Annotated in this window: 13 protein-coding genes; 6 read left to right on the top strand and 7 right to left on the bottom strand. The window is 61.7% G+C overall.

Translation table 11 applies throughout. The features are described from left to right. Position 1: 1 nt before the first annotated feature. The 5 genes from CAG25_RS02605 to CAG25_RS02625 form a co-directional block, all read right to left on the bottom strand. Positions 2-2,098, bottom strand: a complete 2,097-nt coding sequence (locus tag CAG25_RS02605; RefSeq protein ID WP_085612513.1) for a GGDEF domain-containing protein — start codon at positions 2,096-2,098, stop codon at positions 2-4. After that, positions 2,095-2,973, bottom strand: a complete 879-nt coding sequence (locus CAG25_RS02610; protein WP_011331775.1) for an endonuclease/exonuclease/phosphatase family protein — start codon at positions 2,971-2,973, stop codon at positions 2,095-2,097. The genes CAG25_RS02605 and CAG25_RS02610 overlap by 4 nt, the downstream gene beginning before the upstream one ends. A gap of 14 nt (positions 2,974-2,987) precedes the next feature. Beyond that, positions 2,988-3,629, bottom strand: a complete 642-nt coding sequence (locus CAG25_RS02615) for a thiol:disulfide interchange protein DsbA/DsbL (protein ID WP_007954043.1) — start codon at positions 3,627-3,629, stop codon at positions 2,988-2,990. Between the two features lie 200 nt (positions 3,630-3,829). Continuing rightward, positions 3,830-4,441, bottom strand: coding sequence for a cytochrome c (locus CAG25_RS02620; protein WP_085612514.1), 612 nt, complete (start codon positions 4,439-4,441; stop codon positions 3,830-3,832). Positions 4,442-4,473: 32 nt separating this feature from the next. Beyond that, entirely contained in the window at positions 4,474-4,779 is a 306-nt protein-coding gene (locus CAG25_RS02625; RefSeq protein WP_041475093.1) for a cytochrome c5 family protein, read from the bottom strand. Positions 4,780-4,970: 191 nt separating this feature from the next. Here CAG25_RS02625 and yihA point away from each other — a divergent pair, with 191 nt between their 5' ends. Beyond that, a complete protein-coding gene (gene yihA / locus CAG25_RS02630; protein WP_039764859.1) occupies positions 4,971-5,615 on the top strand; it encodes a ribosome biogenesis GTP-binding protein YihA/YsxC in 645 nt (214 codons plus the stop codon). A gap of 413 nt (positions 5,616-6,028) precedes the next feature. Here the strand turns inward: yihA and polA are convergent, their stop codons facing one another. After that, on the bottom strand, positions 6,029-8,833 hold the full coding sequence (gene polA / locus CAG25_RS02635; RefSeq protein WP_085612515.1) for a DNA polymerase I: 2,805 nt from the start codon (positions 8,831-8,833) through the stop codon (positions 6,029-6,031). Between the two features lie 74 nt (positions 8,834-8,907). On the opposite strand from polA, the gene CAG25_RS02640 reads away from it, so the two are divergent. Together CAG25_RS02640 and CAG25_RS02645 are read left to right on the top strand one after the other, a co-directional pair. After that, positions 8,908-9,204, top strand: coding sequence for a DUF2782 domain-containing protein (locus CAG25_RS02640; RefSeq protein ID WP_011331780.1), 297 nt, complete (start codon positions 8,908-8,910; stop codon positions 9,202-9,204). Between the two features lie 61 nt (positions 9,205-9,265). Continuing rightward, positions 9,266-10,219 carry a homoserine kinase gene (locus CAG25_RS02645; protein WP_085612516.1) on the top strand — a complete coding sequence of 318 codons (954 nt, stop codon included), beginning with the start codon at positions 9,266-9,268 and terminating at the stop codon, positions 10,217-10,219. A gap of 37 nt (positions 10,220-10,256) precedes the next feature. Here CAG25_RS02645 and CAG25_RS02650 read toward each other — a convergent pair whose 3' ends face one another. Next, entirely contained in the window at positions 10,257-11,186 is a 930-nt protein-coding gene (locus CAG25_RS02650; RefSeq protein WP_064592485.1) for a zinc ABC transporter substrate-binding protein ZnuA, read from the bottom strand. Positions 11,187-11,243: 57 nt separating this feature from the next. Between CAG25_RS02650 and zur the strand changes: the two genes are divergently transcribed. The 3 genes from zur to znuB are packed head-to-tail and all read left to right on the top strand — an operon-like array spanning position 11,244 to position 13,292. Beyond that, positions 11,244-11,726, top strand: a complete 483-nt coding sequence (gene zur / locus CAG25_RS02655; RefSeq protein WP_011331783.1) for a zinc uptake transcriptional repressor Zur — start codon at positions 11,244-11,246, stop codon at positions 11,724-11,726. Then, positions 11,726-12,511: a zinc ABC transporter ATP-binding protein ZnuC gene (gene znuC / locus CAG25_RS02660; RefSeq protein ID WP_085612517.1), complete on the top strand. Its 786-nt coding sequence runs from the start codon at positions 11,726-11,728 to the stop codon at positions 12,509-12,511. Before zur ends, znuC begins: the two co-directional genes overlap by 1 nt. After that, positions 12,504-13,292, top strand: coding sequence for a zinc ABC transporter permease subunit ZnuB (gene znuB, locus CAG25_RS02665; RefSeq protein WP_085612518.1), 789 nt, complete (start codon positions 12,504-12,506; stop codon positions 13,290-13,292). Before znuC ends, znuB begins: the two co-directional genes overlap by 8 nt. Positions 13,293-13,302: the final 10 nt, after the last annotated feature.

Raw genomic sequence — 13,302 nt, forward strand, 5'->3', positions numbered from 1 at the left:
CTCAGCCCAGCTCTACCCGGTTACGCCCTGCGTTTTTCGCCCGGTAAAGCGCCTGATCGGCTCTTTTGAGCACCAGATCGCTGTGTTCTCCTGGCCTGAACGCCGCCAGCCCCATGGAAACGGTAATCGTGACGCGCTCGCCCTTGAAGTGAAACGGGCAGGCTTCGATGGCGGCGCGCAGGGTTTCCAGGAGTTTGGCGCCGACCGCCGGCGGGGTGGCCGGGAGCAGAAGGACAAACTCTTCCCCGCCGAAACGGGCGATGAAATCACTGCCCCGCAGACGCTTGCGCAGCACCGTGGCGATGATTTTCAAGACCTTGTCGCCGGCCAGATGCCCGTAGTTGTCGTTGATTCGTTTGAAGTGATCGAGGTCGAGCATGGCCAGGCTCAAGGTATTGCCGTGCTGCTGCCATTGGGCGATTTCATATTCGAGCCGTTCGGTCCAGGCGGCGCGGTTGGGCAGGCCGGTGAGCGGATCGATCAGGGCTTTCTGGCGTTGCTCTTCGAGGTGTTCGCGATATCCCTGCGCTTCCTGCTCCATGTGTGCGACGCGTTCAGCGAGGCTTTTCAGGCGTCCAGCCACTTCCTGTTCCCGGGCGTCACGTTGCTTCTGGTGCTGATCCATGGTGCCGAGCAGGCCTTCGAGGTGGTTTTCCAGCACTTGCTTCAGATCATCCAGATCGGCCGCTTCCTGCACGCTGTTCTGCAGGCCGTCGACCTGTTCGCGGATCTGCGTGTCCATCGCTCGCGCCGCAGAGCTGTTGTCAGCGTGGCCTTCGCTGGCGGCCTGCAAGTTGCTCTGGAACGCTTCGAGGCGCTCGTTGAGTTGCTGCAGGTAGGCTTCGAATTCGTGCTGGCCACTGTCGGTAATGGCCAGCATCAAGGTCGCGAGATCGTCGAGGATCGGTAGCAATTCGTACCAGTTCAGGCCGTTTTTCAATCGATCGCGCATGGCCTCGGCTTGCGGGCGATGGCGCTCCGGCAAGGTCAGGTCATCCAGCAGCCCGATCAGCGTGTCTTCGATGTGTTTGGCGACCGAACTGTACGACGGCTCCGGCGAGTCCGGCAGGGCGTAGAGGATGTCGTGCTCGGATTGTTCCGGATCGATGGCGGCCAATGCCTGGGCGATGGGCTCGGGCAGGGGCAGGCTGTCGAGGATCACGGGCGGCGGGGTATCGCCGGGGTGGATCAGTTCGTCGGGGTTGATGGCCGTGGGCACTGCCGGCGCGAAAACCGGAGGAGGCGTGAAGGTCTGCGGCTCCGGTTCTGGCTCGGCGGTTTCTGGTTCGCTGGGGGCGGAGGGGGATTCGGTGAGGATTCTGGCAGGCTCAAAGGCCGCCACCTCCAGTTCCGCAAGATATTCGGGGATTGGTTCTGGCGCTTTGAAGGGCTCGGCCACGGGGGCGGCGATCGGCGCTTGGCTGACGGGCGCAGGGGCGACCGGTTCGGCGGTCGTGACAGGCGCTTCCTGCAAGGGCGCGGTTTGATGAGTGACGGGCAGTTGCTCTGGCTCTGGCTGTGCGGGTGGTGCAGCCACAGCAGGCTGGGTCGCCGTCACAGGCGTTTCCTCGCTGTCGCGACTGCCGAACAGGCGCTGCAACAAGCCCGGGCGTCCCGGTTCCGCCGGCGTTGCCAGCTGGCTCAAGGCCTTGCCCTGCAGGCCGCTGAGTTCGCTGAGCAGCAGCGGCATCTCTCTGGCCTGACTCACCCGGCCATCCAGCTGCTTGGCGAATTTCTTCAGCGGCTGGGCCACATCGCGAGGCAGCGGGAGAGATTGCAACTGAGTGACCAGCGCAGTCAGTGCGGTGCTGACCTGTTCGATCCGGGTTTCCCGGCGCTGCTCGGAATCGAGCACGGCTTTTTCCAGTCGCGGCAGCAGGGCGGCGAGGCCGGCGTCCATGTCGTCGGTGCGCACTACGTCGCGCATCTCTTTCATGCACTGATCGACCACGCGGTCGGTGCCTTCCGCCGCCAGGGTGCTGCGCACCAGGCCGCGGCGCAGCAGGTCGAGCCGGGCGTCCCACCGACGTTCGAGCTTTTCCTGTTGTTCGATGCTTTTGAGGTATTTCTCTTTCCAGCGCTGGGCTTCGTCGCTCATTCAGGGGTTCCGCGAAGGGCAGTGCTCAACGCGGGCAATGCATCGGCCGTGAGCGAACCCGGCAGACGAATCTCTACCGCGACCGGCAGGTGATCGGAAATCGGTTGTGCCAGCACTTCGACTTTTTCCAGGGTCAGGGTCGGGCTGAGCAGAATATGATCCAGGCAGCGCTGCGGGCGCCAGCTGGGGAATGTCGCTTCGAGTTGCGGGGCCAGCAGGCCGAGGTCGCGCAACGGCGAATGTTGCAGCAGATCGCTGGCGTGGGTGTTCATGTCGCCCATCAGCACCTGATGCTTGTAGCCGCCGATCAGCTCGCGGATGTAAGCCAGTTGCATGCTGCGCACCCGGGCGCCGAGCGCCAGGTGCATCATCACCACCACCAGCGCTTCCGGGCCCTCGCCGAAGCGCACGAGAATCGCCCCGCGTCCCTTCGGACCCGGCAGCGGGTGGTCTTCAATCGCCCACGGCCGCAGGCGACTGAGCACGCCATTGCTGTGCTGGGCCAGTCGGCCAAGGTTGCGATTGAGTTGTTGATACCAGTAGGGGAAGGCGCCGAGCTGGGCCAGGTGTTCGACCTGATTGACGTAGCCTGAACGCAGGCTGCCGCCATCTGCTTCCTGCAGGGCGACCAGATCGAAGTCGCCGAGCAGATTGCCGATCTTTTGCAGATTGCTGGAGCGCCCGGGGTGCGGCAGCAGATGCTGCCAGCTGCGGGTCAGGTAGTGCCGATAGCGCTCGGTGCTGATGCCGACCTGAATATTGAAGCTGAGCAAGCGCAGACGGCTGTCTGCGGGCAGGCCCGTCGATTCCAGGTGATGCTCGTTGACCTGCGGTTCATGCAGGCCAACGACGCGTTCGGTTCCCCAGCGGCGCATGGCGATTGCCGCGCTTAGTTGGCAGCTGCCTTGTTGGTCGCTCGCTCTTTGGCCACCAGTTGGTCAGCCAGTTTCAGCGCCTGTTCGGCACCGCCGGCAGAGCCGATGTCGAAGCGGTACTTACCGTTGACGATCATGGTTGGAACACCGGAGATTTCATACTTCTTGGCCAGTTCGCGGGCTTTCACGATTTGCCCTTTGATGGCGAACGAATCGAAGGTCGCCAGGAACTTATCCTTGTCCACGCCTTGAGTGGCGAGGAAGTCGGCCATGTCGTTCTTGTCGGTCAGCTTCTTGTGTTCTTTCTGGATGGCGTTGAATACGGCAGCGTGCACGTTGTGCTCGACGCCCATGGCTTCCAGCGTCAGGAACATCTGGCCATGAGCGTCCCACGGGCCACCGAACATCGCAGGAATGCGCACGAAGTTGACGTCGGACGGCAGTTTTTCAACCCACGGATTGATCACCGGCTCGAACGCGTAGCAGTGCGGGCAGCCATACCAGAACAGCTCGACCACTTCGATCTTGCCAGGCACGGCGACCGGTACCGGGTTGCTCAGTTCGACGTAAGGGGCAGCAGGGGCTTCGGCGGCCTGGGCGGTCACGCCGAACAGGCTGGCAGCGACGAGGGCGGCGCTGATGATCAGATTACGCATGCTTTACTCCTGGACAATTTTGGTCGCCTCGCGCGACCTGTTTTCAGACAGATCCTGGCGGGCATGAGTTCTGTAGTGTAACGGCAGCGGCCACAAAAAAGGGCGGCCAAAGCCACCCTTTTTATACTTCGTGCAACGGATTAATCGAGCGTTAACGTGGCAGGCGTTTGCCATCGCACTCGACGCTCGAATCGCGCGTCTTAGTGCAGGCCCTGAATGTAGCTGGAGACTGCCGCGATGTCTTCGTCGCTCAGCTTACGGGCGATGGTGCGCATGGTCATTGCGTCGCCGTCGTTGTTGCGACCGGCTTCTTCCTTGCGGAAATCGGTCAGCTGCTTGGCGATGTACTGAGCGTGTTGGCCACCCAGGTGCGGGAAGCCGGCGGCTGCGTTGCCGGCGCCGTTCGGCGAGTGGCAACCGGTGCAGGCTGGCAGGCCTTTCTCGATATTGCCGCCACGGAACAGGGCTTCACCGCGAGCGACGATCTTCGGATCGGCGGCGCCGACGCTGCCTTTCTGGCTGGCGAAGTAGGCGGCGATATCGGCCAGGTCCTGATCGCTCAGGTTGGTCAGCAGGCCGGTCATTTCCAGAACGGTGCGCTTGCCCGACTTGATGTCGTGCAATTGCTTGGTCAGGTAGCGTTCACCCTGTCCGGCCAGCTTTGGAAAGTTTGGCGCCATGCTGTTGCCATCCGGGCCATGGCAGGCGCCGCATACGGCGGCTTTTGCCTGGCCTGCGGCTGCATCACCGGCAGCATGGGCGAAGCCTGAGATTCCCACGGTCAACAGCAGACTCACGATCAGTTTGTTCATCAGCTAATCCAACTACGGCTAAGGGTTAAGAGTTATGGACCGGGCTTACTCTCGCTCATCCAGAGGATGAGGGCCTGGTAATCCTCGGCACTGCAGTCCATGCACAAACCACGCGGCGGCATCGCCTTGAAACCCTGGGTCACGTGTTGCACCAGCGTCTCCATACCTTTCGCCAACCTCGGCGTCCAAGCTGCCTGATCGCCTCTTTTGGGCGCCATGGGTAGTTGGCCGGAATGACAGGCTCCACAAACACGGTTGTACACGGCTTCCGGATCCTGTGTAGCCTGTGCGCTGTAAAGCGGCATCAAGACTCCGGCAGCCAGCAGCCATTTCGTCATAAAACGACCTTTTCAGGGTTGAGAGCGTTCTGCGTTCTAATGCGCAATCAAGGTCTGTCGCTCTCGTGAACTTCATCCTTCGCTGGGACAAAGCACACACAAAATCTGCGGCATTATATACTGGCGTCACTGAAACGGAAGCGACACCGCGTTCCGCGCCTAATCCCGGCGCCGCCCACATCGGAAATCCCATGCAACTCAAGAATCCCATCCTCGGCCTGTGCCAACAGTCCACGTTCATGCTCAGTGCCGCCAAAGTCGATCAGTGCCCCGACGACGAAGGCTTCGAAGTGGCGTTCGCCGGTCGTTCCAACGCCGGTAAATCCAGCGCGCTGAACACCCTGACTCACGCCAGCCTGGCGCGCACCTCGAAAACACCGGGTCGCACACAGCTGTTGAACTTCTTCAAGCTAGACGATGAACGGCGTCTGGTCGACCTCCCGGGCTACGGTTATGCAAAAGTACCGATCCCGCTCAAGCAGCACTGGCAGCGTCACCTCGAGGCTTACCTCGGTGGCCGCGAGAGTTTGAAGGGTTTGATTCTGATGATGGACATCCGTCATCCAATGACCGACTTCGACCTGCTGATGCTCGACTGGGCCGTTGCCGCCGGCATGCCGATGCACATCCTGCTGACCAAGGCCGACAAACTGACCTACGGCGCAGCCAAGAACACGCTGCTCAAGGTGCAGTCGGAAATCCGTAAGGGTTGGGGCGATCAAGTGACGATCCAGCTGTTCTCCGCCCCAAAACGCATGGGTCTGGAAGAGGCCTACACTGTGTTGGCAGGCTGGATGGAACTGGCCGATAAAGGCGCGGAAGCAGCGGCTGAATAATAAGGATATGGAAAATTGGCTGTAGTGCGGTCAGGCAAGGCAAAAGTGTTAGTAAAAAGCGGAGTTTAGGGGACCTAAATGAGCATTTTTACTAACGCTTTTAACGCAGCATGACCGCGCTACAGCCAATTTTGAGGCAAAAAAAAGCCCCGGACTTCGTATGGGGAGGGAGAAGTTCCGGGGTTTAAGTTCCGAACCGCTAGGGCGGGGTTCAGATATCTGCCAACACTTAACACAACATAGGAGCATCGAAGGGCTTCACCAGCCATTCAGTATCTCTGAGTGCCCTGGCGCAAGATTAGTTCAGAATCTTTTCAAAAAACTTTGGAATAAGCTCAAGAACGATCAGACCTAAGCGTTTTTCGATGCCTTGCCGCGACGCTCTGTCGCGGCAAAACCCCGCCCCAGAGGCCTCAGTGCGCCTCGTCCCAGTTGTTGCCAACCCCCACTTCCACCAGCAACGGCACGTCCAGTTTTGCCGCTTCGCTCATGTGCACGCGAATCTCTTCGCGAACCTGATCGACCAGATCCTCGCGAACCTCCAGCACCAGTTCGTCGTGCACCTGCAGGATGACTTTGGCGTCCAGCCCTGAAGCGCTCAGCCAGTTGTCCACCGCCACCATGGCTTTCTTGATGATGTCTGCTGCGGTGCCCTGCATCGGCGCGTTGATCGCCGTGCGTTCGGCGGCCGCGCGTTCCTGCGGCTTGTTGGAGTTGATTTCCGGCAGATACAGACGACGACCGAAGATCGTTTCCACGAAGCCTTGGTCTGCTGCCTGGGCGCGGGTGCGATCCATGTACTCGCGAACGCCCGGGTAACGCGCGAAGTAGGTGTCGATGTAGGCCTTGGCGGTCTTGGTGTCGACGCCGATGTCCTTGCCCAGCTTCTGCGCGCCCATGCCGTAGATCAGGCCGAAGTTGATCGCCTTGGCGCTGCGGCGCTGGTCGGACGTCACTTCGTTGAGCTCGACCTTGAATACTTCGGCCGCGGTGGCGGTGTGCACGTCCAGATTGTTGCGGAACGCATTCATCAGCCCTTCGTCGCGGGACAGGTGGGCCATGATTCGCAGTTCAATTTGCGAGTAGTCCGCCGCCAGCAGTTTGTAGCCTTTCGGCGCGACGAACGCCTGACGGATGCGTCGGCCTTCGGCGGTGCGCACCGGGATGTTCTGCAGATTCGGATCGCTCGACGACAGGCGACCGGTCGACGCGACGGCCTGATGGTACGAGGTGTGGATACGCCCGGTGCGTGGGTTGATCTGCTCCGGCAGGCGATCGGTATAGGTGCTTTTCAGCTTGCTCATGGAGCGGTGCTCCATCAGCACTTTCGGCAAGCGGTGATCGTCTTCGGCCAGTTTCGCCAACACTTCTTCGGCGGTGGACGGCTGGCCCTTGGCGGTTTTTTTCAGCACCGGCAGGCCGAGCTTTTCGTAGAGGATTACGCCCAGTTGCTTCGGCGAGCCGAGGTTGAACTCTTCACCGGCAATCTCGAAGGCTTCACGCTCCAGCGCGACCATCTTGTTGCCCAGCTCAATGCTCTGGATGCCGAGCAGGTCAGCATCGACGAACGCGCCCTGGCGCTCGATGCGAGCGAGCACCGGCACCAGCGGGATCTCGATGTCGGTCAGCACGCTGGCCAGGCTCGGGATGGCGCTGAGTTTTTCGAACAGGGTCTGGTGCAGGCGCAGGGTCACGTCGGCATCTTCGGCGGCATACGGCCCGGCCTGCTCCAGAGCGATCTGGTCGAAGGTCAGCTGCTTGGCGCCTTTGCCGGCGATGTCCTGGAAGCTCACGGTGGTGTGGTCCAGGTATTTCTGCGCCAGGCTGTCCATGTCGTGACGGGTGGCGGTGGAGTTGAGCACGTAGGACTCAAGCATCGTGTCGAAGGCAATCCCGCGCACGGTGATGCCTTCGTTCTGGTCGCCACCGATGGCGCAGTTGGCCAGGATGTTCATGTCGAACTTGGCGTGCTGGCCGACCTTGAGTTTGTTCGGATCTTCAAGGATCGGCTTGAGTGCGCGCAGCACGGTGTCGCGATCCAGCTGCTCCGGCACGCCGATGTAGGAATGGGTCAGCGGGATGTACGCCGCTTCGTTGGCCTGTACCGCGAAGGAAAGCCCGACCAGTTGCGCCTGCTGCGCGTCGATGCCGGTGGTTTCGGTGTCGAAGGCGAACAGCTTGGCGTTCTTCAGCTTTTCCAGCCAGACGTCGAATCGCGCCTGGTCGAGGATGGTTTCGTAAGCGGCTTCAGCGGATGTTGCAGGCGCTTCGCCTTCTGGCGCGCTGAACAGATCGCCGGCCGGCGCAGGCTCGGCGGCAGCGCTCAGTTCCTGGCGCTTGGCATCGCGATCCAGGTCATTCAGCCAGCTCTTGAACTCCAGCAGGGTGTACAGCTCGTAAAGTTTGGCCGGGTCTTCCGGACCCATTTGCAGGTCGTCGAGGCCGATGTCCAGCGGCACGTCGACCTTGATGGTCGCCAGTTGATAGGAGAGGAAGGCCATCTCCTTGTGCTCTTCGAGCTTGGCCGGCAGGGTCTTGGCGCCACGGATCGGCAGGGTCGGCACGATGTCGAGTTGCGCGTACAGCTCGGTCAGACCGCCGTTGACGCCCACCAGCAGGCCGGAAGCGGTCTTCGGACCGATGCCGGGAACGCCGGGGATGTTGTCGGAAGAATCGCCCATCAGGGCCAGATAATCGATGATCTGCTCCGGAGCGACGCCGAATTTCTCCTTCACGCCCTCCACGTCCATCGAACTACCGGACATGGTATTGACCAAGGTAATGTGGCCGTCGACCAGTTGCGCCATGTCCTTGTCGCCGGTGGAGATGATCACCGGACGGTCGGCGGCTGCGCTGCTGCGGGCCAGGGTGCCGATCACGTCATCGGCCTCGACGCCTTCGACGCACAGCAGCGGGAATCCGAGGGCGATCACGCTCTGGTGCAGCGGCTCGATCTGCACGCGCATGTCGTCAGGCATGCTTGGACGGTTGGCCTTGTATTCGGCGTACATTTCATCTCGAAATGTCCCACCCTTGGCGTCGAACACCACGGCGAACGGGCTGTCCGGATACTGCTTGCGCAGGCTCTTGAGCATGTTCAGCACGCCTTTGACCGCACCGGTCGGCAGGCCTTTGGAGGTGGTCAGCGGTGGCAGCGCGTGAAAGGCGCGGTACAGGTAAGACGAACCGTCCACCAGGACGAGGGGGGCTTGGCTCATGAGCAGAATCAACCTTTTCGGCGGGCCCGGCGCTAGAATAGCGGGACCGTTGACGACAAAGGGACAAGGTTATCATGCGTACGTTAAATCGCTTGCTGCTGGTCAGTCTGATTGCTGTCTCACCGCTGGCCGCGATCGCGGCGGATGATGCGCCATCATCGGAGCCGGAAGTTACCATCAGCACGCATACGGAAGGCGACAAGGTCATTCAGGAATACAGCCGGAGTGGATTCGTGTACGCGATCAAGGTCACACCGAAGGGCGGCAAACCCTATTTCCTGGTGCGCGCCGATGGTACGGACGCGAACTACATCCGGTCCGACCAGCCGGATATGCTGATTCCGTCGTGGGAAATCTTTACCTGGAAGTAAGTTTCCTGACTTTTAATCGGCGCCGTTTGATGGCGGCGCCAGAACTGAGCAGTTTTTAACCATGTCTGTGTTCACCCCCCTGGCTCGGCCCGAGCTGGAAACCTTTCTCGCCCCTTACGGGCTCGGCCGTCTGCTCGATTTCCAGGGGATCGCCGCCGGCAGCGAAAACACCAACTTCTTCATCAGCATGGAACAGGGCGAGTTCGTCCTGACCCTGGTCGAACGTGGCCCGGTGCAGGAAATGCCGTTCTTCATCGATCTGCTCGACGTGCTGCACGAAGCCGATCTGCCGGTGCCTTACGCGCTGCGCACCACCGACGGCGTGGCCCTGCGCGAGCTGAAAGGCAAACCGGCGCTGCTGCAACCGCGCCTGGCCGGCAAGCACATCAAGCAGGCCAATGCCCAGCATTGCGCGCAGGTCGGTGACTTGCAGGCGCATCTGCACCTGGCGACCCAGGGCGACAACATGATCAAGCGCAAGACCGATCGTGGCCTGGACTGGATGCTGGAAGAGGGCACGCAGTTCCTTTCGCACCTGAGCGAGCAGCCGCGCGCGTTGCTGCAAAAGTCTCTGGATGAAATCACCCAACAGAAAGAGAAAATTCTCGCGCTGCCTCGGGCAAACATTCACGCCGACCTGTTTCGCGACAACGCGATGTTCGAAGGCACGCACCTGACCGGGCTGATCGACTTCTACAACGCCTGCTCCGGGCCGATGCTCTATGACGTGGCGATTGCCCTGAACGACTGGTGTTCCGATGACGAAGGCCTGATCGACGGCCCGCGTGCGCGGGCGTTCCTCGGTGCCTACGCGGCATTGCGACCTTTCACGGCGGCCGAGGCCGAGCTGTGGCCGACCATGCTGCGAGTGGCGTGTGTGCGGTTCTGGCTGTCGCGGTTGATCGCGGCGGAATCGTTCGCCGGGCAGGACGTGCTGATTCACGATCCGAAAGAGTTCGAGCAGCGGCTGGCGCAGCGTCAGCAGGTCAGTACACCGCTACCTTTCGCCCTGTAAAAAAACCGCAGCCTGTACAGGCTGCGGTTTTTTTGTATCAGAGCGATTCCAGGCAACCCGCCAGATCATTCCCCAGCTTCTCCAGCACTTGCTCATAACCCTGAGCCGTCGCTGGCGTGTATCCGCCCAGCGCATCCAACTCCGCCAGCTTCACCGGCAGGCCCGCCACCAAGGTCTCGGCCAGACGTGGACGCAGCGGCGGCTCACTGAACACGCACGTCTTGCCGACTTCCTGCAAACGCGTACGCATCGCCGCCACATGCTGGGCCCCCGGCTGCACTTCCGCCGCAACGCTGAACACGCCGGCGTGTTTCAAACCGTAGGCCTCTTCGAAGTAGTCGAAGGCTTCGTGGAAGACGAAGTAGGGTTTGCCTTCAACACTGGCCAGGCGTTTCTTCAAACGCTGATCCAGTGCATCCAGACGCTCGTCGAACGCCTTGGCGTTGCTCTGATAGCGCTCGGCATTGGCCGGGTCGGCGGCACTCAGGTCAGCGGCCATTTTGTCGGCAATAACCCGCGCGTTCACCGGCGATAGCCACAAATGCGCATCGAGACTGCCCGGGCGATGGTCGTGGTCATGTTCGTCGGCTTCTTCAGCGTGGGAATGGTTGTCCGCAGCGAAGCGGCGCAGCTTCATGCCCGGCAAGTCCTGCACGGCGACGCTCGGCAGCGTACGACCATTCAGCACGCGTGGCAGGAAACCTTCCATGTCCGGGCCGATCCAGTACAGCAGGTCCACCGATTGCACCTTGCGCACGTCGGACGGTCGCAATGCGTAGTTATGCGGCGAAGCGCCCGGTGGCAGCAGCACTTCCGGAATCGCCACGCCGTCCTGCACTGCAGCGGCAATCAGTTGCAGGGGCTTGATGCTGGTGAGAACTCTGACCTCGGCCTGAGCCGGACCGATCAGCAGAAAACCGGTGATGAATACGACAAAAACAGAAAAAAGTCGGGACACGATGACCACTCAATGAGGCGAGAACGGGTAACATAATAACGTCTCTAACCAAACTCGTCGCCGCTCATGCCTATTACACCGATTGCCAGCCGTCCCCACGACCACTCGCACTGCGTTCACAGCGCGCTGTCCGAGGCCGATGCCCTGTGTGCACAGAAAGGCCTGCGCCTGACCGCGTTGCGCCGGCGGGTACTGGAACTGGTCTGGCAGAGCCACAAGCCGCTGGGCGCCTACGACATTCTGGCCGTGCTCAGCGAGCAGGACGGCCGCCGCGCCGCGCCGCCGACCGTGTACCGGGCGCTGGATTTCCTGTTGGAAAACGGTCTGGTGCACCGCATTTCCTCGCTCAACGCCTTCGTCGGCTGCGTTCACCCGAAACATTCGCACCAGGGCCAGTTCCTGATCTGCCGCGAATGCCATGCCGCCATCGAACTTGAGCAAAAAACCATCAGCGACGCTATCGTTCACAGCGCCAAGGACGTCGGCTTCATCGTCGAGGCCCAGACCGTCGAAGTGGTCGGCCTCTGCTCCGGCTGCCGGGGGGCTTGATGAGCGATCCGCTGATCCGTCTGGAGCAGGTGGCGGTCCGGTTTGCCGGGCAGAACGTGCTGGACAACATTCACCTGAGCGTCGAACCGGGGCAGATCGTCACCCTGATCGGCCCCAACGGCGCCGGCAAGACCACGCTGGTGCGCGCCGTGCTCGGGCTGCTGAAACCCGACAGCGGCAGCGTCTGGCGCAAGCCGAAGCTGCGCGTCGGTTACATGCCGCAAAAACTCCACGTCGATCCGACCTTGCCGCTGTCAGTCCTGCGCTTTCTGCGGCTGGTGCCGGGCGTCGATCGTCCGCGTGCGCTGGCGGCACTCAAGGAAGTTGGCGCCGAGCACGTCATCGACAGCCCGGTGCAAAGCGTGTCCGGCGGTGAAATGCAGCGCGTTTTGCTGGCCCGGGCGCTATTGCGCGAGCCGGAACTGCTGGTGCTCGACGAGCCGGTACAAGGCGTCGATGTCGCCGGGCAAGCCGAGCTGTACAGCCTGATCACCCGTCTGCGCGACCGTCACGGCTGCGGCGTGCTGATGGTGTCCCACGATTTGCATCTGGTGATGAGCACCACCGATCAGGTGGTGTGCCTCAACCGTCACGTCTGCTGCTCCGGGCATCCCGAGCAAGTCAGTGGCGATCCGGCTTTTGTCGAGCTGTTCGGCAACAATGCGCCGAGCCTGGCGATCTATCACCACCATCATGACCATGCCCACGACCTGCACGGTTCGGTGGTCAAGGGGCCTTTGACGGGCCAACCTCACGTTCACGGAGATAGCTGCAAGCATGGCTGATTTTCTGTTCTACGCCCTGCTTGCAGGTCTGGCGCTGGCGGTGGTCGCGGGGCCGCTGGGCTCGTTCGTGGTCTGGCGGCGCATGGCCTATTTTGGCGACACGCTGTCCCACGCCGCGCTGCTCGGCGTGGCGCTGGGCTTTCTGCTGGATGTCAGCCCGACCGTCGCGGTGACTGTGGGCTGCCTGCTGCTGGCAGTGCTGCTGGTGACCTTGCAACAGCGCCAGCCGCTGGCGTCCGACACACTGTTGGGCATTCTTGCACCGAGCACGCTCTCTCTCGGGCTGGTGGTACTAAGCTTCATGCATGAAGTGCGGATCGACCTGATGGCCTATCTGTTCGGCGACCTGCTGGCAATCAGCCCGACCGATCTGGCGTGGATCCTCGGCGGCAGCGCGGTGGTGCTGGTGTTGCTGGTGACGCTGTGGCGCCCGCTGCTGGCGATCACCGTGCACGAAGAGCTGGCCAGAGTCGAAGGTCTGCCGGTGGCCGGTTTGCGCATGGCGCTGATGCTGTTGATCGCAGTCGTGATCGCAGTGGCGATGAAAATCGTCGGTGTGTTGCTGATCACGTCGCTGTTGATCATCCCGGCGGCTGCGGCACAACGTCACGCCCGTTCCCCGGAGCAGATGGCGCTGGGCGCGAGCGTGCTGGGCATGCTCGCCGTGTGTGGCGGGCTGGCGCTGTCCTGGTTCAAGGACACCCCGGCCGGCCCGTCAATCGTTGTGACGGCGGCCGCACTGTTTCTGCTGAGTTTTGTTCTGCCCCGTCGAGGGGTGTAGACTTGCTCGT

Origin of the sequence: Pseudomonas sp. B16(2017), assembly GCF_002113205.1 — a bacterium.
GTDB lineage: Bacteria > Pseudomonadota > Gammaproteobacteria > Pseudomonadales > Pseudomonadaceae > Aquipseudomonas > Aquipseudomonas pharyngis.